The organism is Vibrio ruber DSM 16370, assembly GCF_900163965.1.
Taxonomy (GTDB): Bacteria; Pseudomonadota; Gammaproteobacteria; order Enterobacterales; family Vibrionaceae; genus Vibrio; species Vibrio ruber.
In genome coordinates this window covers 121,559-144,380 of record NZ_FULE01000018.1, presented here as the reverse complement: position 1 = coordinate 144,380, position 22,822 = coordinate 121,559, and the positions used below count along the sequence as shown (strand labels likewise).

At 47.1% G+C, this 22,822-nt stretch carries 16 protein-coding genes and 1 other annotated feature; of the genes, 5 read left to right on the top strand and 11 right to left on the bottom strand.

Translation table 11 applies throughout. The features are described from left to right. Nucleotides 1-440 precede the first annotated feature (440 nt). Nucleotides 441-620 carry a DUF3545 family protein gene (locus VR7878_RS07540; protein WP_077334885.1) on the top strand — a complete coding sequence of 60 codons (180 nt, stop codon included), beginning with the start codon at nt 441-443 and terminating at the stop codon, nt 618-620. A gap of 37 nt (nt 621-657) precedes the next feature. Here the strand turns inward: VR7878_RS07540 and VR7878_RS07535 are convergent, their stop codons facing one another. The 3 genes from VR7878_RS07535 to nfo all read right to left on the bottom strand — a co-directional run bounded on the left by VR7878_RS07535 (nt 658) and on the right by nfo (nt 3,164). After that, nucleotides 658-1,209 carry a hemerythrin domain-containing protein gene (locus tag VR7878_RS07535; protein ID WP_077334883.1) on the bottom strand — a complete coding sequence of 184 codons (552 nt, stop codon included), beginning with the start codon at nt 1,207-1,209 and terminating at the stop codon, nt 658-660. Nucleotides 1,210-1,311: 102 nt separating this feature from the next. Beyond that, entirely contained in the window at nt 1,312-1,989 is a 678-nt protein-coding gene (gene ung, locus VR7878_RS07530) for a uracil-DNA glycosylase (RefSeq protein ID WP_077334881.1), read from the bottom strand. 296 nt (nt 1,990-2,285) lie between these two features. After that, entirely contained in the window at nt 2,286-3,164 is an 879-nt protein-coding gene (gene nfo, locus VR7878_RS07525; protein ID WP_077334879.1) for a deoxyribonuclease IV, read from the bottom strand. A gap of 303 nt (nt 3,165-3,467) precedes the next feature. Between nfo and grcA the strand changes: the two genes are divergently transcribed. After that, nucleotides 3,468-3,845: an autonomous glycyl radical cofactor GrcA gene (gene grcA, locus VR7878_RS07520; protein ID WP_077334877.1), complete on the top strand. Its 378-nt coding sequence runs from the start codon at nt 3,468-3,470 to the stop codon at nt 3,843-3,845. Between the two features lie 96 nt (nt 3,846-3,941). Here the strand turns inward: grcA and thrC are convergent, their stop codons facing one another. From thrC to VR7878_RS07495, 5 genes are all read right to left on the bottom strand, one after another. Then, nucleotides 3,942-5,222, bottom strand: coding sequence for a threonine synthase (gene thrC / locus VR7878_RS07515; protein ID WP_077334875.1), 1,281 nt, complete (start codon nt 5,220-5,222; stop codon nt 3,942-3,944). Continuing rightward, nucleotides 5,219-6,190 (bottom strand): homoserine kinase, encoded by a 972-nt coding sequence (gene thrB / locus VR7878_RS07510; RefSeq protein WP_077334873.1) that lies wholly within the window; start codon nt 6,188-6,190, stop codon nt 5,219-5,221. Before thrB ends, thrC begins: the two co-directional genes overlap by 4 nt. 4 nt (nt 6,191-6,194) lie before the next feature. Further along, nucleotides 6,195-8,657 (bottom strand): bifunctional aspartate kinase/homoserine dehydrogenase I, encoded by a 2,463-nt coding sequence (thrA, locus tag VR7878_RS07505; protein ID WP_077334871.1) that lies wholly within the window; start codon nt 8,655-8,657, stop codon nt 6,195-6,197. Between the two features lie 27 nt (nt 8,658-8,684). Continuing rightward, nucleotides 8,685-8,801, bottom strand: a sequence feature (Thr leader region). A 183-nt stretch (nt 8,802-8,984) separates the two neighbouring features. Then, a complete protein-coding gene (locus VR7878_RS07500) occupies nt 8,985-9,470 on the bottom strand; it encodes a putative 4-hydroxy-4-methyl-2-oxoglutarate aldolase (protein ID WP_077334869.1) in 486 nt (161 codons plus the stop codon). 109 nt (nt 9,471-9,579) lie between these two features. Then, complete coding sequence (locus tag VR7878_RS07495; protein ID WP_077334908.1) at nt 9,580-9,984, bottom strand: DUF3293 domain-containing protein; 405 nt, start codon at nt 9,982-9,984, stop codon at nt 9,580-9,582. Between the two features lie 313 nt (nt 9,985-10,297). Here VR7878_RS07495 and arcA point away from each other — a divergent pair, with 313 nt between their 5' ends. Continuing rightward, on the top strand, nt 10,298-11,014 hold the full coding sequence (arcA, locus tag VR7878_RS07490) for a two-component system response regulator ArcA (protein WP_077334868.1): 717 nt from the start codon (nt 10,298-10,300) through the stop codon (nt 11,012-11,014). Nucleotides 11,015-11,070: 56 nt separating this feature from the next. On the opposite strand, the gene arcB is transcribed toward arcA, so the two are convergent. The 3 genes from arcB to mnmL form a co-directional block, all read right to left on the bottom strand. Continuing rightward, nucleotides 11,071-13,443 carry an aerobic respiration two-component sensor histidine kinase ArcB gene (gene arcB, locus VR7878_RS07485; protein WP_370737073.1) on the bottom strand — a complete coding sequence of 791 codons (2,373 nt, stop codon included), beginning with the start codon at nt 13,441-13,443 and terminating at the stop codon, nt 11,071-11,073. A 97-nt stretch (nt 13,444-13,540) separates the two neighbouring features. Then, nucleotides 13,541-14,938, bottom strand: coding sequence for a GGDEF domain-containing protein (locus tag VR7878_RS07480; RefSeq protein WP_077334864.1), 1,398 nt, complete (start codon nt 14,936-14,938; stop codon nt 13,541-13,543). A 154-nt stretch (nt 14,939-15,092) separates the two neighbouring features. Then, the gene (mnmL, locus tag VR7878_RS07475) at nt 15,093-16,037 is read right to left on the bottom strand and encodes a tRNA modification radical SAM protein MnmL/YtqA (protein ID WP_077334856.1); all 945 of its coding nucleotides are present in this window, start codon (nt 16,035-16,037) and stop codon (nt 15,093-15,095) included. A gap of 593 nt (nt 16,038-16,630) precedes the next feature. Here mnmL and gltB point away from each other — a divergent pair. Both gltB and VR7878_RS07465 read left to right on the top strand, forming a co-directional pair. Beyond that, nucleotides 16,631-21,163 (top strand): glutamate synthase large subunit, encoded by a 4,533-nt coding sequence (gltB, locus tag VR7878_RS07470; protein ID WP_077334855.1) that lies wholly within the window; start codon nt 16,631-16,633, stop codon nt 21,161-21,163. Next, nucleotides 21,163-22,632 (top strand): glutamate synthase subunit beta, encoded by a 1,470-nt coding sequence (locus VR7878_RS07465; protein ID WP_077334854.1) that lies wholly within the window; start codon nt 21,163-21,165, stop codon nt 22,630-22,632. Before gltB ends, VR7878_RS07465 begins: the two co-directional genes overlap by 1 nt. Nucleotides 22,633-22,822 lie beyond the last annotated feature (190 nt).

Below are 22,822 nucleotides of genomic sequence, written 5' to 3'. Positions count from 1 at the left end.
CACAAATAAAAAACAAAATGACAACATTTATCTAAAATAAAGCTTTACAAATTTGCCAAAAAAAGCGAATTTTAAAGCAACAGAGGCATTGTATGATTCAAGCGTTTCACCAATGTTGACAGTTACCTAAGACGTTATCGAAGGCAAGTCACCTGATCCGCTTAGAACATCACCTCAAAATTGACACACTGAGCTGTCCGTCGCCCATGTTTGTTAACAATCTCAGAAAAAATTTGAGCATACTCTCGATGCCTGACAGAACAAAAAACGTACAATTTTATTTTCCTCAACATAGAAATAGGGATCTTTGTTCAGAAATAAGTCATCAAATCGAAACAAATGAGAAACATATCATAGATACACTGGCTTCAATTGTGATATTTAAGACTCATACAGAGCAGATTTCGTCATAGAGCATACATAATATAAAGAGGCTAATTATGGATGATTTGCACTTTGAAGATTTACTTGAAAAAGAGATTAGTAAAATCCGAGTAACCCGCTCTAAACCAACAAAGCGAATGTGGAGAGAAATAGAAGCAATACGCGATAAACGTAGATTACAGAAAGAGCTGATGGATATGGACATCAGCCTTGAACTCTCAGATATCGATATCTGAAAGTAGAAAGGTTCCCGAGGGGGAACCTTTTTTCATATTACTTTTCTTCGAGCATCTCTTCTCTTACGAGTTGAGCAAGCTGTTTATATCGATCAGCAATGGTCTCACCAAAGACGGGGTCATCTTCGTTTTGTGTCCACTGCCCTTCAACATGTTGCCAATCCTCAACAGTAAAGGTCTGTTTAATCAGCGGTAAAATATCTCGCTCTTCCAGATCTAAATGACGTTTCTGCTCGACAATAAAATCGGATAACTGATTGACAAACACATCCTGAGGAACAATAACATCCTGCAAAATCATATCAATTACCCCAAGAAACTCGTGTGTTTTTTCAGACAAATTGCGGTGCTCGGCTTCCAGATCAGCGATGTACTCCCTTTCGCCGTACTTTTCCATATAGTACTGATAGATTAAATCTTCTTTTGGATGGTGCGCGACTTCTGAATGAGAACTCAAATAATCGACAATCTCTTTAATCAGGGAATAATTGACGGCCTGTTCATTCTGAAGCCTTTGCAGCTTCCGCTTGAGGATGGCTAATAAACGGGTCATGTAACCATGTTCCCGACGAATCCGTTCTATCATCATGTCGCCTCTCCGGTTCATAATGTGATAAACAAATTGTATATAACTTATCGGGAGACTGATTTGATTCTGGTCGTAAAAAATACAATTTTTCTTAGCCGTGCCCTAGTCCAGAACCGGCTGCCAATTGACGGGCGTCACACCATGTTCTTGAAGATACTGATTTGCCTTAGAAAAATGTTTACAGCCGAAAAAGCCGCGATGAGCAGATAAAGGAGAAGGATGAGGCGCAGTTAAAACACAGTGCTTTGTGCGATCGATAAAATTCCCTTTTTTCTGTGCATGAGCCCCCCACAAGAGAAAAACAACGTTTTGCCGGTGCGCATTAATTTCCGCAATCACTTTGTCTGTAAACGTCTCCCAGCCTGTCCCGGCATGAGAATGCGCTTTACCTTGCTCGACAGTCAGAACTGTGTTGAGCAGAAACACGCCTTGCTCCGCCCAGCTTTTCAAATAACCATGCTCAGGGATCGAAAAACCGGGAATATCTTGTGCAAGCTCTTTATACATATTGACTAAAGAAGGCGGTGTTTTTACCCCCGGCAACACAGAAAAGCAGAGCCCGTGCGCCTGATTCGGCCCGTGATATGGGTCTTGTCCGAGGATGACAACTTTTACGTCACTGAATTCTGTATAGCGAAACGCGTTAAACACATCTTTCGCCGGCGGATAAATCACCTTGCCAAGCCGACGCGCTTGTTCTACATAAGCAAGCGTTTCCTGAAAATAAGGCTGCTGTTTTTCCGCACCAATTACATCGTGCCAAGTCAGTAAGTTTGTCATGAACCATCCTAAATAACGTCGAGAATGGCTCTATTCTACTCATAAACAGAATCAAGTTGCACCCGCAAAAATGCCGATTTGCTCGCCATACCGTTGTGGGTGATACGATTTGTTTTACCGGCCACGGACTGGCACACCGCGATGGCGACCACCCGGACCAGAGACATGACGGTTTGGTACCGGTAAAGGCGATACCGGACGAGAGATTGAATGGGTAATGTATGACATAACGGCCTCCTGAGATACCATGTCTGAAAATAGATTCACCTGATATCCCATGAAAAATATATGCCAAGTTACACGGTGACAGTTTTTACATTCACCTCAGCCGCATAATCACGTAACGTCTGAATCTCCTGCGGCCATAAATTGGGTTGAATCGTCTCTAAAATCAAGGGGATATCATTAAATCTCGGGGCTTTGGCTATGTATTCAAAACACGCCCATCCAATCATCCCTTCACCTAATGAATGATGGCGATCAACCCGCCCTCCCAAACCGATTTTTGAATCATTCAGATGCATTGCCCTGAGGTAGTGCATCCCAACACATTGATCAAATTCAGCAAATGTTTGCTGACAGGCAGTTGCCGTCCTCAGATCGTATCCTGCGGCAAATAAGTGGCAAGTATCCAGACATACACCGACTCGTTCCTTCTCATCGACCAATTCGATAATCCGGGCTAAATGTTCGAAGCGCCAACCGAGATTACTTCCCTGTCCCGCGGTATTCTCAATCACAGCAATGACATCGGGTACCTGTTGATGCGCGAGATTAATCGATGCTGCAATCGTCTCCAGACAAGCTTCTTCACTGATCTGATTCAAATGGCTGCCGGGATGAAAATTCAGTAAGTGCAGCCCGAGCAACCGACACCGCTCCATTTCATCAACGAAAGCAGCACGTGATTTCTCCAGCTTTTCCGGATCCGGTGCACCCAAATTAATTAAATAGGAATCATGCGGCAGAATATGTTGCGGCTCAAATCCATATGCCCGGCAGTTCGCCTGAAATGCATCAATGGAACTTTGCAACAACGGTTTCGCCTGCCACTGTCGCTGATTTTTAGTAAAAAGTGCAAAACTGTTTGCACCAATTTCATGCGCACGGAGCGGTGCATTTTCAACACCTCCCGCAGCAGACACATGGGCACCGATAAATTTTTGTTCTTGCATTAAATCGTCTCACATCAATCAATTGCGCAGTTGTATTCACTTCACTGAATACATTTTGTTGTAAATTTACAACACTTATTGATTTAAAAATTATTTTAAATATTAAAAAAAATTTAAATTTATATTTTTGAATCACTTATTGATAAAAATCAACAAAAACGACTAATCTGAAGATAATTTAGTTGTTATTTTTTGACCTATATCAATACAATAAAAAAGGTTATTTGCTATATAATACTTAGCTCAACTTATTTTGAAAGTTAACACCAATCAGCGCCACAATCAGTGGATGAGGAGAAAGCAATGCTTCAAGGTATCCAAATTACAAAAGCCGCGAATGACAACCTGATCAACTCTATCTGGTTACTTGACCAAGAGAAAAATGAAGCTCGCTGCATGGCAGCAACTGCCGGGTATCAATTCGATCAAGTGATTCCTGCCAGCGATCTGGGAGAGTATGAGTCTCGCGAGCTCGCAATTGAGAAAGCACCACGTATTGAAGGCAGCCAGCACCTCAACGTTAATGTCCTGAAACGTGAGACACTAGAAGACGCCGTTGCACACCCAGAAAAGTATCCACAACTGACCATTCGTGTCTCAGGTTATGCTGTACGTTTCAACTCACTGACACCAGAACAGCAACGTGATGTGATTGCACGTACTTTTACTGAAACGCTGTAATCATGAGACATAAGCGTAATCAATAATAAACGCTTTATTTCTGATATATCATAAAAAACGGCACCTTCCCGGTGCCGTTTTTTTATCGCGCATCAATTACTGAACCCGACGTAAAATCGCTTTCAATGCTTCAAAGTCATCATCGAGCACTTCAGAAAGCAATGCCATTTGCGAATGTTTAGCCAATGGTCCCGGCAGCGGGATATCTGTTTCAAGGATCTCATCAACCACTTCTTTAAATTTTGCCGGATGAGCAGTACAGAGGAATAAGCCGGTTTCTCCCGGTTGAAGCTGTTGTCCTAAAGTTCGATAAGCAATCGCGCCATGCGGCTCACACAAATACCCCAAATCATAAAGCTCACGTACAGATGCCGCACTTTCTTCATCGGTAACCGCACCTTTGCCGAGCGTTTCCAACCCCCAACCTTGAATACGACACAACTCTTCGATCCGCGGCCAGTTGTTCGGCTGACTGACATCCATCGCATTGGATGTGGTGGCAATCGTCGCTTTCGGCTCCCACTTACCGGTTTCCAGATAACGAGGAACGGTATCATTGACATTGGTTGCCGCGATGAAGCGCTTAATCGGCAGCCCCAATGCTTTAGCTAACATCCCGGCGGTTAAATTACCGAAATTACCGCTTGGTACTGAAACAACCAGATTTTCGCGCTCTGCTTTGCTCATTTGAGCCGCAGCTTCAAAGTAATAACAGATCTGTGCCATTAACCGGCTGATGTTAATGGAATTAGCTGAGTTTAGCCCAACCTCAGCACGCAGTGCCTGATCATCAAAAGCTTTTTTCACCAAAGCCTGACATGCATCGAAATCACTGTTGATCGCAACGGTATGGATGTTTTTCCCCAGAGTGCAGAATAACTTTTCCTGTAACGGACTGATCTTTCCTTTCGGATATAAGATCACCACCTGAATATTCTCCATACCATAAAAAGCATGTGCCACGGCTGCGCCGGTATCCCCGGAGGTTGCTGTCAGAATAGTGATTTTTCCACCATCTGATACGGCCGCCAAAGACTGAGCCATGAAACGACCGCCAAAGTCTTTAAAAGCCAGTGTCGGTCCGTGGAACAGCTCGAGTGCATAAACCTGATCTTTCACCTTCTGAATCGGAGCCGGAAACTGAAATGCATTCTCAACCAAAGCTTTCACCGCTTCAGGAGACAGCTCATCACCAATCAACGCAGACAGAATTTTGGCACTACGGGAGGTAAAATCTTCAGCGAGCAATCCATCGATATCATCAAAACACGGGAGTTCTGACGGAAAAAATAGTCCTTGATTACGGCCAAGCCCCTGACGGACAGCCTGACCAAAAGAAACCTGTTCATCATTCTCTTTAATATTATAAAGCTTCATAGCTTACTTCCTGTCTGTTTGGAGCCTTGCTTATTCAGGCGACAAATATGGACGAATCCATTTTCATTCTGTACATAATTCTGTTCGAGCCATTGGGCGACACGCTCTGCAACGTCATGTTCCCGGCAGACACTAAACAACGTCGGGCCACTTCCGGAAATGCCCGTGGCTAAAGCACCGGCTGAGGCTGCATACTGGCGAGCCGCAGCAAAACCGGGTAAAAGTTTCTCACGATACGGTTCAGCAATCACATCTTTAATCATTTTTGCCGCCAACTCCGGTTGATTAGAGTGACAAGCGTGGATAAATCCGGAGAGGTAGCGACCGTGTGCAATAATATCCTGACGCCGGTATTGAGCCGGTAAAATTGCACGAGCTTCAGCCGTTGAAACTTTGATTCCCGGATAAGCCATCACCCAGAACCAATCATCAAAACAAGGAACTTCTTGGCTGATAATCCCCAGCTCTTCAATCATCAGTTGTACACCGCCAAGATAGCACGGTGCCACATTATCATAATGAACGCCACCGGAGATCTGCCCCTCCATTTCGCCCATCAGCGCAAGCAGTTCCGTCTCATTCAAAGGGTTACCATGAAACTGATTCAGTGCATCCAAAGCTGCCACGATCGAACAGGCACTCGACCCGAGTCCTGAACCGATGGGCATGTTCTTCTCAAGCGTCATTTCAAGCGGCTTTAAATCAACCGCTTTCTTTTTCAGTTCCCGGCCAAAAACCATCCAGCAATCATAAACAATGTTTTCTTGCGGATTGGTCGGCAGTTTATCGACAAAGCGCCCGACCGCTTTGAGAGCGAAAGAAGATTCACTGCTTTTCACTTCAACACGGTCACCGAGCAATGTACCGTCCACCGGAGAAACCGCTGCGCCCAGAACATCAAACCCGACGCTGACATTACCGATAGAAGCCGGTGCATAAACCACCACACTTTCTTGTTGTGTGCTCATAAAATTAAACCCCTAATTTCCAACCGAGTGTCCGCATCACATCTGCAAAGACACCTGCAGCCGTGACTTCTGTACCTGCACCATACCCTCTCAGCACCAGAGGAATCGGTTGATAATAACGGCTATAAAATGCCAGTGCATTCTCGCCATCTTTGATTTTAAACATCGGATTATCTTCACTTACCTGTGCAATACACACACGACAGCGACCATCAGCAATTTCTCCGACATAACGTAATACTTTACCTTCACTGGCTGCTTTTGCATAAAGGGATGCAAAATAATCATCTGCTTGAGGCAGCCGCTCCATAAATTCGTCCACACTGCCTGAAACATCAAACCCCGGTGGCAATGCTTGATCAATGTCGATATCACTCAGTTCAAGCTTCATGCCGGCTTCACGCGCCAAAATCAACAGTTTGCGGGCAACATCCATACCTGACAGATCATCCCGGGGATCAGGTTCGGTAAACCCTTTGTCTTTCGCGACTTGAGTTGCCTGACTTAACGTCAATCCTTCATCCAGTTTACCGAAAATAAATGAGAGTGACCCGGACAGAATCCCATTGAAACGCTCTAATTCATCACCGGCAGCAATCAAATTCTGCAGGTTCTCAATCACAGGCAGGCCGGCACCGACGGTTGTTTCATACATCAGTTTACGGCGCGAGTTTCTCGATACCTGACGCAATTGCTGATAGTACGCCATACTCGCAGTGTTGGCGCGTTTGTTCGGTGTGACCACATGGAAACCGGCATTGAGAAAATCAACGTATTGATTGGCAATCACTTCACTGGAAGTACAGTCAACCAAGACCGGATTAATAATATGATTTCGTTGTACCAAAGCGATCAGCCGGGCCAGACTGAATGATTCAGTGGCACCTTCCTGTAAACGCTGACGCCAGTTGTCAAGCGGGAGTCCTTCTGCATCCAACAAGCAACCTTTACTGTTGGCAAGGCCGCATACCCGGATGACAATATCTTTTGATGCTAACTTCTCTTGTTGACGATTGATTTGATCAATCAGCTCACCGCCGACGCCACCGACTCCGACAACAAAGACATCCAGATAGTGTTTTGAATTGAACAAATTCTCATGACACGCTTTGATCGCTTCAGATATTTTATCTTCCGGAATGACCGCAGAAATCGCCCGTTCAGATGATCCCTGAGCAATCGCGACAATATTGACATGAACCTCGGCCAGAGATGAGAAGAATTGTGACGCAATCCCACGGGCTGTTCTCATTCCGTCCCCGACCAGCGTTACAATCGCCAGATCATCCATGAAATCAACCGGTTCCAGCAAACCGTCTTTCAGTTCTAACTCAAACGCTTCAGACAACGCTCGTTTAGCCTTCTCTTTGTCCTGAGACTCAATACAAAAACTGATTGAGTATTCAGATGAAGATTGAGTAATCAATACAATGGAGACGCCCGCAGCAGACATTGAACCAAAGACCCGGCTGGCCATCCCGACCATTCCTTTCATGCCGGGACCGGAAACGTTGACCATGGTTAAATCATTGAGCGTGGTAATGCCTTTGATCGGCAATTGATCTTCACCGGTATCTTGACCGATGAGCGTTCCCACTCCCTGTGGATTGAAACTATTTTTAATCAGGCACGGAATCTGGAAGCGGGCAATCGGGGCAATGGTTTTGGGGTGTAACACCGAAGCACCGAAATAAGACAGTTCCATCGCTTCTTGATAACTCAGAGATTTGAGTAAACGGGCATCGTTGACTAAGCGAGGGTCACAGTTATAAACGCCGTCAACATCCGTCCAGATCTCACAGCATTCAGCCCGTAAACACGCCGCTAACACAGCCGCAGAATAATCTGAGCCGTTACGCCCTAAACAAACCAGCTCACCTTTCGGATTACCCGCGGTAAAACCGGGCATAATATGCACATGATTTTGAGGCAAGGGCTCGCGTCTAAAGTTTTCAGTGGAAGCATCAACATCCACCATCGCTTCCAGATAGCTGCCATTGGCGCGTAAATATTTGACCGGGTCGATCAGACTGACATCATGACCTTTCGCTTCGAGAACCGCCTTCATCAACTGGATCGAAATGCGTTCACCTTTACTGATAATCCGTGCATTGACATGCTCCGGACACGCCCCCAATAAACCGATCCCGTGGACATAACTTCTCAGTTGAGACATTGATTGACGGACGGTCTCATCAAATGCATCAGCCTTGATATCAGGTAACTCGGCCTGAATATCCTGATACAGACGATGAAAAGAAGATTCCAGTTCATTAATCTGTAACTCAGCTTCTCCAATGTTCTGTGCAGATTCAATCACCGCCACTAACTTGTTGGTCGTTTTCCCCGGTGCTGAAAGCACCACAGAAATATTTTCTTGTTGGGCATTGTTGGCGATAATCTGTGCAGCTCTAAGAAAACGGTCGGCATCCGCCAAAGATGACCCACCAAACTTTAATACACGCATCCCTTCCTCCAGTGTGATTAAATAGTATAAAAAAAGGCCTGTATCTTGTGGGGATACAGGCCTTTTTTTGAAGTTTTTTCGCTCAGCAGCCTGCCCCAACATTGGTGGTGTCGGTAATAATAATGGTGGTGGTGCTAATCATTACTACAGGGTGGCTGAATGTCATGTAAACTTCGACTCTAAGATAACGTTTTCTTACGTTTACCTTATTATGAGGGGGAGAGTCAATCAAAAATTATATTTTTTTGCCCGTTCGAGATAAAATACGCTCAAAATAAGATTCTTTATAACTTTCCCTGAATGTTTCCAACTGAAATTATAAGTGAATTAGTTAACTTCTAATGGTTGCTCTGAAATCAAAATCCCATTCCAGTCAGCATAAATATAGTCTCCGGGGTGCACCGTCTGATTCATGATGGAAAGCGTCACATTAACCTGACCGGCATCCTTTTTCTCTGTTTTAAATGGGCAGACACCTAAAGCTTTCACGCCGAGGTCCAATTCAGACAGAGCCAGCACATCCCGGACGGCACCGTAAATTATCACGCCTTCCCAACCGTTTTTCACGGCTTCGAATGCCATCATATCCCCGAGAAGAGCTTTTTTACATGAGCCGTGTCCATCAACGACTAACACTTTCCCCTTCCCGTTTTGTTGCAGCATATCCCTCACTTTCGAGTTATCGTGGTAACAACGAATTGTGACAATTTCGCCCCAAAAAGCATCTCTCTGCCCAAAGTTCTGTAAAGGCAGGTCAAGCAAAGTCACCTGTGACTCGTACTTGTCGCAAAGATCTGGTGTTATATCTCTCATCATTCCTCCATGATATCTCATTCTAAATTTGGCTACAGACGGCTCACTATCCAGCTCGTCAGATTCAGTCCCGGTCAATCCCGACCGCCCTGACAAAGTGGATATTCAGTCATCCGGACACATAAATTCTTTCGGATAATGCTCCTAATTCATCACATCTGGAATCGATACAGGAATGCAAGAAAACCGTCTCGTTCTGGACATAAAATATAGCATTCTGTTCAAACTTTCGGCCTAAATTCAAAGCTAATTCAAGACAAATTGCAACTGCAAAACTTTCTTCTACCCATTCAAAATCTGCATCACCCGCGAAAACTGTCGTCCACCGGGCGCTGTTGAAGCGCTGGCACAACTGTTCGTTATATGCTCTATTCCGTTGATAAGACAACTTACTGCTGCGCGGGTTCCATGCCGTGATGACAGCAAACTCAGTCACAGGAAACGGCTGAGAAAAAAGAAAGTATGTCGAGGCATAAGCTTGCCACAGCCGACTATCAATCTGATATTTTTCCATCATCTCATCCTGTAAAAATGTCGATGTTTCAAGCATTCATGTCTATTGACATAAATCAACAAACTGTTGGGTATTAACAATCTACCGTTGTTACCATGCTGTTAACAATATAAAATCCACCGCAACAAACAGTAAAATCAGACAAGGTTACGGAGTACCTTGCAGGACACATCCACGGATGGCGGGCAATGAGCATGTTGTATTCTGTGTGAATACTTTGATTTTTTATCAACATATCATTACTGGTGTGTTATATATTACCAATAATAAGTTCTATATTTAGTACAAATTTTTCATAAATTAGGTACCGCCGATGCAAACCCCGCAGATTCTTATCGTAGAAGACGAGCAAGTCACTCGTAACACTCTTAAGAGTATTTTCGAAGCAGAGGGATACGCTGTATACGAAGCCAGTAATGGCGAAGAGATGAACCATATCCTCTCAGATAAATCCGTTAATCTGGTCATTATGGACATCAATTTACCCGGCAAAAATGGATTACTTCTCGCACGAGAGCTAAGAGAACAAGCAGACGTTGCGCTGATGTTCCTGACCGGCCGTGATAATGAAGTTGATAAAATTCTTGGCCTCGAAATCGGTGCCGACGATTATATCACTAAGCCATTTAACCCGAGAGAGCTCACGATTCGTGCCCGCAATCTCCTGAGTCGCTCTATGAGTTCAAATACCATTCATGAAGAGAAACGTTCCGTCGAGCGCTACGTCTTCAATGGTTGGGAGTTGGATATCAATAGTCGTTCGCTGATTAATCCCGATGGTGAAAGCTATAAGTTACCTCGCTCCGAATTCAGAGCTCTGCTTCACTTCTGTGAGAATCCCGGCAAAATCCAGACGCGTGCCGATCTGCTGAAAAAAATGACGGGACGCGAGCTCAAACCACATGATCGGACGGTTGATGTCACGATTCGCAGAATTCGGAAACATTTTGAATCCACTCCGGGTACACCTGAGATCATCGCGACCATTCACGGTGAAGGTTACCGATTCTGTGGTGATATCGAAGAATAATCGTTTTAGGTACAAAAGCTTATATCAGCCTCCTTATACGGAGGCTTTTTTATCTGTTATTTTTCACTGAGCCACTGCTGAAGTAATTGGATATCTTGCGGATATTCGGTTTTTATTTCTTCAACCCAGTCGGTAATATTCTCCCACCATGCCGGTGCTTGCGGTGATTGTGCTTTTTGAGCCACGGCCTGAATCCGGGCCAAGCCGATAGAACCGGCAGCACCTTTAATTTTGTGCGCTTCAGAAACAATCCCGCTTTGATCTTTGGCAATCATATTCGAATCCAAAATATCCAGATAATCCGGCATCATTGATTCAAACATGGTAATACTGTCGAGAACCGGCTGCTTGCCGACAATATCAACATAAGAATTCAACATATCCAGATCCAGAATACGGCTGTACTGATCCTGTTTCTTATCGCTTTCTGTATGAGGACGAGGCATCTCAACCACATTGTCGTTGCGCGGCTCGGTGTCATGATCAGCTTCATGTGCCGCACCAAAATAATGATGAATGACGTTCTGAACGGCAATCACTGAAAGCGGCTTACTGATGGCATCATCCATCCCTTTCGCCAAATATTCCCGTTTATCTTTAAGCACATTGGCCGTTAAAGCGACCAGGGGGGGGAGCTGGTAGTCGTGCCCATATTGTTCCCGATAGAACTGAGCCACATCAAAACCGGTCATATCCGGCAACTGAATATCGAGCAAGACTAAATCATAGCGATCTGGCACAAACAGTTTCTTCGCCTCTTCACCACTCATTGCCACCGTAATTGAATGGCCTAAACTTTCCAGCAGTGATTTGGCAACCGTTACATTCAATTCAATATCTTCCACCATAAAGATATTGAGCTTTTTCTCCATCACGGGGGAAGCAGGCGTAAGCTGGGCATCATCGACCAAAGGTACATTCAGTGAAATGGTAAAAGTACTGCCGAATCCTTCCTCACTACTCACGGAAATATCACCATTCATGAGGTTCATCAGTTGTCGTGATACTGCCAGACCAATGCCGGTTCCCACAGCATGAAGGTTATCTTTGCCTGACTTCACCTGATAATACATGGCAAAAATCTTATCCAATTCTGCTTCGGCAATCCCAATTCCCGTATCTTCAATATCCATGACGATATGTGCATGGTCATCCTCAATATCGGTACTGACGGTCATGACAATCCCGCCTTCGCGGGTAAACTTCATCGCATTACTAATTAGGTTCCACAGCACTTGTCGTAACCGGGTACCATCAACCATCACCACATACGACAACTCGGTCAGCCTTTCGAGATCAAAGCGCAACCCTTTTTGCTCCGCCATTAATGCAGCCAGACTCTCAATTTCCGTGACAAACTCACCCAGATTCAACGGCTGCGGGAAAAGCTCAAGTTTGCGCTGATCAAATTTATCCATATCAATAATATCGTTGAAGATATTCCCCAGAGTGACGGCACTGACGTGAATAGTTTGCAGATATTTCCGTTGTTCCTGAGTCATGGTCGTATCCAATAACATACGGCTCAGACCGACAATCCCATTCAGCGGGGTTCTTAACTCATGGCTGATAGTGGCAATAAATGTGGTTTTATCACGACTGGCTTTTTCCAGGGACTCTTCATGACGCTTACGCTCAGTGATATCCCGGCCAAACCCAACCAAGCCCAGATGACGCCCTTCTTTGCTGTAAAACGGCACTTTCCTGATTTCAAAATAGTTTTTGCGCCCATCGGGATATTCCAGCCACTGTTCATAGGTAATCGCGCAATTTTGTGAGAACAGCTGCTGATCCGTTTCTACAATTGGCTGCGCAATTTCTTCACTGTAAACATCCCACGGTGTCAGCCCGACCAACTCTCGCTCTTTTTTCCCGGTCAGCTCTTCCATCGCCCGGTTACACCCGGAGAAAACACCATCGGCATTGCGGTAATAAATCAAATCAGGAGAAGCATCGATAAATGAACGTAATAATGCTGTTCTCTCAGCAAGCTCAAGCTGAGTCTTTTCCCGCTGATAGACCTCGTTTTCCAGATCAGCCATAGCTTCTTCACGCGCTTCTTCGGCTTTGATCCGCTCTTCAATTTCCTGATTCAGTTTGACAATATTCTGCTGTAACTGGTAATTCAGCTCTTGATCGCGAGAGCGCATATCTTTCAGTTTTGCGACCAGTTTGGATAAGCGCTGTCTCGATTCTTCCAGTTGATCCACCACGACAGAAAGAAAATAGACCGCCCAAGGGGTAATAATTAATCCGAAAAACACCGAACGGATAATATCGATATTATCAACATAACCATGCAATGCGAGGGTAATCCCGACCTGAACGACCACCGCCAACGCCACCAGCGCAAGGGCTAAAAGAATTGAAAAACGGAGAATCCCCAGCTTAACCAACAAGTCCACATAATACTGAGCCAGATTTTTCATCGGTTTCATTAAAACGCTCCAGACAACGATATCGCGCTAAGTTCGGCAGGAACAGCAAGTCCGGACCAAGGCGTCCGAACGGCGTGCAGACAATCCATTATCGTCTGCCCAAAGATTCATAATAGACACATGTGCGGTTACGACCCTGCATTTTGGCCTGATGCAGCGCCTGTTCCGCGTAGGCGACAAACTGATCAGACAACTCATCGGTTTTCGGAATCAGAGAAACAATCCCCATGCTCACCGTGACATGGTTAGAGACATCCGACACCGGATGAGGCAATTGAATCTGTTTAAATTCGGAATGAATTTTTTCAGCAACCCAACAGGCACCATCGATATGGGTATTCGGCAAAATAAAGGCAAACCGATCACCGTCATAGCGGGCAATACAATCTGAAGAACGGCTCATCACCCGTTGCAAAGCCAACGCAACCGTGCATAGCGTCTCATCACCTTGCTCATCACCATAATGTTGGTTGTAACTCTCAAAACAATCGACATCACACAAGATCACCGCCAATGGCTGCTTTTCCCGGATATGAATATGCCATAGCGTATCCAACGTTTCATCGAAACGCCGCCGGCTGACAATCCCGGTCAACTGATCAAAAGAGTGGATGTGGTGAGCATTGATCAGCTGCGCTGAAGCTTCACCGGAATACCAGGCGGTAATATCGCGGATAATCAGTAGTGCCAGCACTTGATTGGTTGCCGGTGAACGATAAACAGATTTGACCACATCAAACCATTGCCGCGGCTCTCTCGCGAGTTGGTCAATATAGCGAATCGGTTGTTTGGACTCCAGATCTTGTTCACTCAACGCGAACAACTGTTGAAAAAAGGGCGCCTCCTGTTGCTTCCAAGTGAGCGGCTTCCCGATCACTTGCGTCATATCATCCAGTGCTAACAAATGGGCAAACGACAAATTACAAGAACGGCAGCAACCATCATCCTGAATGACCGCGATCGCATCCGGAGAAGCATCCCAGAGCTGTTGCATCAGATCATCACTTTGAATCGTATCCTGCTCACCGATGACTTCAGCGCGTTCATGGTGAATCAGCATTTGTACCATCCAGGCCGTTTGTCCTTGAAACACCGTGTCCTTGACCTGAAATTCAATCTGGACGGAGTGCTCTTCACCGACCGGCCAGTCGATGAACTGGGGGGAATGCTCCTGATAACTTTTATCGATGAGTTCAGAGAAATGCTGACGCTGAGAAGCACTCACCCAAGGAGAGAACTGGAAAAGACGACCATGCGTTTGCAGCTGGAGAGCATGTTGCGCCAGCTCGTTGGCAAACAAAATTTGGTGGTTTTTCCGTGACACCATTAATAACGCACATGGCACATGGACAAACATATCATGCAGATGACGAACTTTTCGGCGGTATAGCATCCATAAGGCAATTCCGGCGAGTACAGCAATGATACTCCCCATCCCAAGCGCAATTTCCAACTGAGTATAATGCTCCCATGTCAACTGCGACATCGCTATTACCTTCTGTTAACAATTCTTCTTATAAGAATAACAAGTTATTTCATAAATACTCTATATGTTTGAGTAAGATATCTAACTGTGTCACTGAAAAAATACCAACAACCGCAAAAACAACTCGCCGCTCCCCTGATTTATTCTTTTTCCGTCACTTTATATCTTGCCCATGAGGAAAAATAAATGCTTCACCGCTCAAGGTTCCCTGCCCTCCTTTCCGGTTCAGGTCACGTTCTATTTCCGTCATCGCCAACCACCGATTTTCACACCATAACGGAGCGAGCAGAGTTGGCCTGCGGGCGGATGCCGAGACCCGGTGATAAATCACATCGGCCGGTGTTCTGCGAATCATATCACTGGCCGTTTCAACATAGTGGGATAACTCCGGAGCCTGTAGTCTGCCGGCACGCCAGGACTTAGCCATCACACTCCCCTCCACAATATGTAACCCATGCAGCTTAATCCCGTCAGTCCCGGTATTCAGCACCTGCTCAAGCGTCTCAAAATTATCCTGCTGCGATTCTCCGGGAAGCCCGACAATCAGATGAGTGCAAACTTTCAGCCCTAATGAGCGGGCTTGTCTGGTGACCTGATCATAACAGGAAAAATCATGGCCCCGATTAATCCGTTTCAAAGTGCGTTGGTGCGCAGTTTGCAGCCCTAGCTCCAGCCATATTTCATAGCCTTGTTGTTGATAACCGGCCAGCAGTTCCAACACCCCGGGTGCTACACAATCCGGACGAGTACCGACACATAACCCCACCACATCGGCTGTGCAAAGCGCTTCTTCATACATTTGCCTGAGCCGTTCGACCTCGGCATAGGTACTGGTATAGGCTTGGAAATAAGCCAGATATTTTTTGGCGCGTGAGACTTCACCTGCGCGTGCTGTCAGTTGCTCACCAATACTCTGATGCCGGGTCTGCTCATCAGCAAACGAAGACACATTGCAAAAAGTGCATCCGCCCCGGCCAATCGTGCCATCCCGGTTCGGACAACTGAATCCGCCATGTAATGTTAATTTATGAACCCGTTCGCCATAACGACGTTTCAGATCTTGCCCTAATGTATTCACCAGCTCATGTAACTGTTTCAAACCCGGCCCCGAAATAAATATTCAATTGTATCAATGACAAATGTTGTCAAACTCATTCGTATGCCGGTCCCCGACCACGTCATTTCACAGAAGAAACAACAAGCTGCTACGAAATAAAATTACAACATACTGATAATTTCACTCATTTTAGAATAATCAATTCAGGATCGCCCTAACCCACATCAATAAATAAACACTCATTCAATGTTAAATAAAAGTTAACTTTTACCGCTTTTGCAATCGATTAACCTGCATAAAAATTCCATCGTTTGCTATTGGATTTTATGTCACAAAAATGTAGGATAGTTTCAGTTTTGTTCGTATTTGTCATATTTGGAGACGAGGTAACAGACAAAACTTCGGTGATAAGCTAACCCACCAAAATAAAGCACTAGCTGCATATAAAGAATGACCTGCATATCACCAAGGATTGTTTTTCCCACCTGATTTCCGGTGGGAGACGGAACGGATTCAGACCGGCACCACCCGTCGGTTTTGAGACAATAAAGATAAAAAGGACCAGACACACCATTATCAGGGGGAAAGAACCCTCCTGTCAGTGTGCGTCTTTATTGAACTGGAAGGATGTATCAATGTTAAATTCATCAGGGCTATACACGCCCGAACTGGAGCATGACGCCTGCGGTATTGGCTTTGTCGCCCATTTAAAAAACCGTAAGTCGCATCAGGTTGTCACTCAGGCACTGGATATGCTGGCCCGAATGGAACACCGCGGTGGTCAGGGATGTGACCCATGTAGCGGTGACGGTGCAGGTATTCTACTCCAGAAACCGCATGAGTTTCTGCTCGAAGAAACCGTCAAACTCGGCATTCGTTTGCCCGCTTTCGATCAATATGGTGTGGGCGTTGTCCTGTTCCCGAAAGATGAGTACAAACGCGAACAGTGTCGTGACATTCTGCAAAGAAACGCCAAGCGTCTGGATTTAGAAATTCTGGGCTATCGGATTCTCCCGACTGACAACCATATGTTGGGTGCCGATCCGCTCAGTACCGAACCACAATTCGAACACGTCTTTATCAGTGGCGGTCCGGGCATCACCCCTGAAGAACTGGAACGCAAACTCTATGTGCTGCGTAACTATACGGTGCGCGTCTGTCTGGAAAGTATCTCCAATATCGGTGATGACTTTTACATCAACTCGATGTCATATAAGACACTGATCTACAAAGGACAGTTAACCACCGAGCAAGTCCCGCAGTATTTCCTCGATCTGCAAAATCCGACCATGGTGACAGCGCTGGCATTGGTTCATTCTCGTTTTTCAACCAATACCTTCCCCAAATGGCGTCTGGCTCAGCCTTTCCGTTATATTGCCCATAATGGTGAAATCAATACGGTTCGCGGTAACCTCAACTGGATGAAAGCCCGGGAAGCCATTCTAGAATCAGACCGGTTTACCCAAGCAGAAATCGATATGCTGTTACCGATCTGTCAGGAAGACAGCTCCGATTCATCCAACTTCGATATGGTGTTAGAACTGCTGGTTCTCTCAGGTCGTAGTTTGCCTCATGCGCTGATGATGATGATTCCGGAAGCATGGCAGGAAAACAAAAAAATGGATGCCAAGCGCCGCGCATTCTACCAATACCATGCCAATGTTATGGAACCGTGGGACGGCCCGGCTTCAGTCTGTTTCAGCGACGGTGTGATGGTCGGTGCAACATTGGATCGCAACGGCTTGCGCCCTTCCCGCTACACGGTGACGAAAGATGATTTCCTGATCATGGCTTCCGAATCAGGCGTCGTCGATATCGCCGCAGACAATATTCAATACCGGGGTCGTCTCCAGCCCGGCAAAATCTTTGTTGCAGATCTCGAAGAGGGCCGGATCATTTCCGACGAAGAGATCAAAGAAAGTATTGCCAATGCACAACCTTACGAACAGTGGGTGCAAGATAATCTGCTCAGCCTGAAATCGCTGCCTGAAGCCGAAACCGGACACAATCAGCCAAAACCGGAACGGCTGCTCCACCGCCAGCAGGCATTTGGGATCACCAGTGAAGAAGTCAATCAGGTTATCCTGACACTGGCTCAGACCGGCTATGAACCGCTAGGTTCGATGGGGGCGGACTGGCCACTGGCGGTACTGTCTCACCAGTCCCAGCATTTATCCCACTATTTCAAACAGTTGTTTGCTCAGGTCACCAACCCGCCGATCGATCCGATCCGGGAACGGATGGTGATGTCACTGAACACTTATCTGGGCAAAGATCAAAACTTGCTGAGCGAGTCACCGGCACACTGCCGCAAAGTCGAACTCGAATCACCGGTGATTTCCAATGCCGAACTGGAAAAACTCAGAGCGATTGATAACGAGCACTTGCAAGCGAAAACACTGGACATCGTTTTTCAGGCCAGTGGCGAACCGGGCAAACTGGAACGCGCCCTGAAACGAATCTGCCAGTATGCAGAAGATGCGGTGATCGACGGGTATTCAATTATTCTGCTGACCGACCGCGCAGTGAACTCAAACCATGCCGCCATTCCGGGAATGCTGGCTGTCGGTGCAGTTCACCACCACCTGATCCGCAAAGGGCTACGTGCGAAATGCGGTATCGTTATCGAAACCGGCGATGCCCGGGAAACGCACCATTTTGCGACCTTACTCGGTTATGGTGCCAATGCCGTCAACCCATATTTGGTGACGGAAACCATTGTCGATTTGCAACAGAAGAACAAGCTGGATCCGCAAACGGATATCAATACACTCTTCGATCACTATCGCAAAGGGATCAACGGCGGTCTGCTGAAGATTTTCTCAAAGATGGGAATTTCAACCCTTCAGTCTTATCACGGTGCACAAATTTTTGAAGCACTGGGGATTAGCAAAGCCGTGGTCGATAAATACTTTACCGGTACGGTCACCCGGATTCAGGGGCTCACGCTGGACGATATCGCCAAAGAAGTACTGATCCGTCATCGCCTCGGTTATCCGTTGCGAGAAATTCCGCTGCAAGTCTTGGATGTCGGCGGGGTTTACCAGTGGAAACAACGGGGTGAACAACATTTGTTCAATCCGGAAACCATTCACTTGCTGCAACACTCAACCCGCAATCAAGACTACACGCAGTTCAAAGCGTATGCCGAAGCGGTTGATCGTCAGGGTGACAAGGCCGTGACACTTCGTAGCCAGCTTGAAATGGTGAAAAATCCGGCCGGTGCAATTGCACTGGATGAGGTTGAACCGATCGAAAGCATCGTGAAACGCTTTGCTACCGGTGCCATGTCGTTTGGTTCGATCTCGTATGAAGCGCACGCCACACTAGCCGTTGCGATGAACCGCCTCGGTGCGAAATCCAACTCCGGCGAAGGGGGTGAAGATCCAATCCGCTTTGAGAAGAAAGCAAACGGTGACTGGGAGCGTTCTGCGATTAAACAGGTTGCCTCAGGTCGTTTCGGGGTCACGGCTTATTACCTGACCAATGCCGATGAACTCCAGATCAAAATGGCTCAGGGAGCGAAGCCCGGTGAAGGGGGACAACTCCCCGGTGATAAAGTCGATGATTGGATCGGTGCAACTCGCCACTCCACCCCGGGGGTCGGTCTGATTTCACCACCACCACACCATGATATTTATTCGATTGAAGATCTGGCTCAGCTTATTTTTGACCTGAAAAATGCCAACCGTGCCGGTCGTGTCAACGTTAAACTGGTTTCTGAAGCGGGTGTCGGCACCATCGCTTCCGGTGTTGCCAAAGCCAAAGCGGATGTGGTGTTGATCGCCGGTTATGACGGTGGCACCGGCGCCTCCCCGATTTCATCGATTCGGCATACCGGTCTGCCATGGGAGCTGGGTCTGGCTGAAACCCACCAGACGCTGCTCAAAAACGGGCTGCGTAACCGGATTGTCGTTCAGGCGGACGGGCAGATGAAAACCCCGCGGGATCTGGCGATAGCCACCCTGCTCGGTGCAGAAGAATGGGGCGTTGCCACCGCAGCACTGGTGGTTGAAGGCTGTATTATGATGCGCAAGTGTCACAAGAATACTTGTCCGGTCGGCATTGCGACACAAAACAAAACTCTGCGCGAGCGGTTTGACGGTCGTGTCGATGATGTGGTGACGTTCTTCCGTTATATGGCGCAAGGCCTGCGTGAAATCATGGCTGAGCTTGGGTTCAGAACGATTGATGAAATGGTCGGCCAGGCCAACAAACTGAAAATCAGAAGTGACATCGAGCATTGGAAGTATCGCAATCTGGACCTCAGCCCGTTACTGCATATGGAATCTCCCAGAAGCGGTGATGGTATCTTCTGCCAGACGACCCAGAATCATGCGCTGGACAATATTCTTGACCGTCAGCTCATTGAGGTGGCTCAACCGGCATTACAAGACGGAAAAGCAGTTCAGGCTGAATTCCCGATCTGCAATACCGACCGGAGTACCGGCACCATGCTCTCGAATGAAATTTCGAAAATCTACCGCGATCAGGGCTTACCTCAGCCGATGCACGTCAAATTTACCGGTTCAGCCGGTCAGTCTTTCGGTGCTTTCCTGAGTAAAGGGGTTGAGTTTGAAGTCGAAGGAGATGCGAACGATTACTGGGGCAAAGGGTTATCCGGCGGCACACTGGTTCTCTATCCGAATCACAATGCCTCTCTGGTTGCCGAAGAGAATATCGTTGTCGGTAATGTCTGCTTCTATGGCGCAACTTCCGGTGAATCTTACATTAGAGGAAAAGCCGGTGAGCGCTTCTGTGTCAGAAACTCCGGCGCCCGCGTCGTGGTTGAAGGTATCGGTGATCATGGTTGTGAATACATGACCGGTGGCGTGGCGATCATTTTAGGTTCGACCGGTCGCAATTTCGCAGCCGGCATGAGTGGCGGTGTCGCTTATGTCTGGGATACCGACGGTGACTTCCAGAACAAACTCAACCCGGAACTGGTTGACCTCGATCCGCTGGATAGCGAAGACATTCAACTGCTGGAGACGATGCTCAACAATCATATCCGTTTCACTGGCAGTGAAGTGGTGCAGCGATTCATGGATAACTTCGAGCAGAACCTGCAATCGTTGCTGAAAGTCATGCCAAGAGATTACAAAGCCGTCCTGCAAAAACGACAGGCAGCCCAACAAGTACCAACAACGGAAGCGGAGGCCGTGTAATGGGAAAACCAACTGGATTTTTAGAACATGGCCGGGAACTGCCCGCCAAAGTGGCACCGGAAGTCAGAATTCAGCACAACAAAGAGTTTGTGCTCAATGATGAGTTCGGTGACAAAATCAATACGCAGGCTTCCCGTTGTATGGATTGTGGGGTGCCGTTCTGTCACAGTGGCTGCCCGATCGGCAACATTATTCCTGAATTTAACGATGCGGTTTACCGGAACAGCTGGCAGGAAGCGTGGCAGATTCTCAGCTCGACCAATAACTTTCCCGAGTTTACCGGTCGCGTCTGCCCGGCCCCCTGTGAAAGTGCCTGTGTGCTGGGAATCAATCAAGATCCGATCACCATCTGTAATATTGAGAAGACCATCGTTGAAACCGCTTATCGCGAAGGATACGCCCAGCCGAAAACCCCGCGTAGCCGCACCGGAAAAACCATCGCCATTATCGGCTCGGGTCCGTCAGGGTTATCCGCTGCCGAACAGCTCAATAGCGCCGGCCATACGGTGACAGTGTATGAGCGGGACGAAAAAGTCGGCGGACTGCTGCGCTTTGGTATCCCGGACTTTAAACTGGGGATGGATATCATTGACCGCAAAATTGAACTGATGCGTCAGGCCGGGATTAAGTTTGTTGTCGATGCGCATATCGGTGTCAATATCAACGCGCAACAACTGCGTCAGGAATACGATGTGGTGCTCCTGACCGGCGGGTCGACCGTTCCGCGCGATCTGCCGATTCCGGGCCGGGAATTGAACGGGGTTTACTTTGCCATGCAGTTTCTCGCTCAGAATAACCGTCGTGCCAATGACATGGATCTGAAAGGTGAAGAAATCCACGCCAAAGGAAAACATGTGGTGGTGATCGGGGGTGGCGATACCGGCTCTGACTGCGTGGGCACGTCAAACCGTCACGGGGCAGCCAGCATTACTCAGGTTGAGATCATGCCAATGCCACCGGAAAAACGCCCCGCGAATATGCCGTGGCCGCAATATCCGATGATTCTGCGCACCTCAACCTCCCATGAAGAAGGGTGTGAACGTCACTGGAATATTCTGACCAAAGCCTTTATCGGTAATGAACAAGGCCAAGTCACCGGCCTGAAGGTTGCTGACATTGTCTGGCAACCGGCCAAAGCCGGAGAGCGTCCGACTTATGAGGAAGTGGCTGGCAGCGAACGGGTGATGCCGTGTGATATGGCGTTTCTGGCCATGGGCTTTCTTCACCCAGAACCCCATGGCGTGCTGGCGCAGCTGGATATTCAGCTCGACGAACGCGGCAATGTCGCCACGACGAATTACCAAACCAATCAGGCTGGCGTATTCGCGGCCGGTGACATGCGCACCGGTCAATCGCTGGTCGTCCGGTGTATCAATGAAGGACGCGAATGTGCCCGCGCCATTGATGCCTATCTGATGGGTGAAAGTAATCTCGAAGCCAGAGCCGACTCTCTGATGCGCTCCGCCTAAATCCTGCGGATATCGGCCTCTCTGTTTCCCTTCAACCTTAACAGAGAGGTCGCTTTTCACCACCGCCATCCGTCGAAGTAATCGACATATTTCTCTCTGAAATCTTAGACATACCAATCACCGTATAATCGTTACTTATTCACCGCTGTTATTTATTGGCGCTATTTTCTATGAATCACTTGATCTTTGG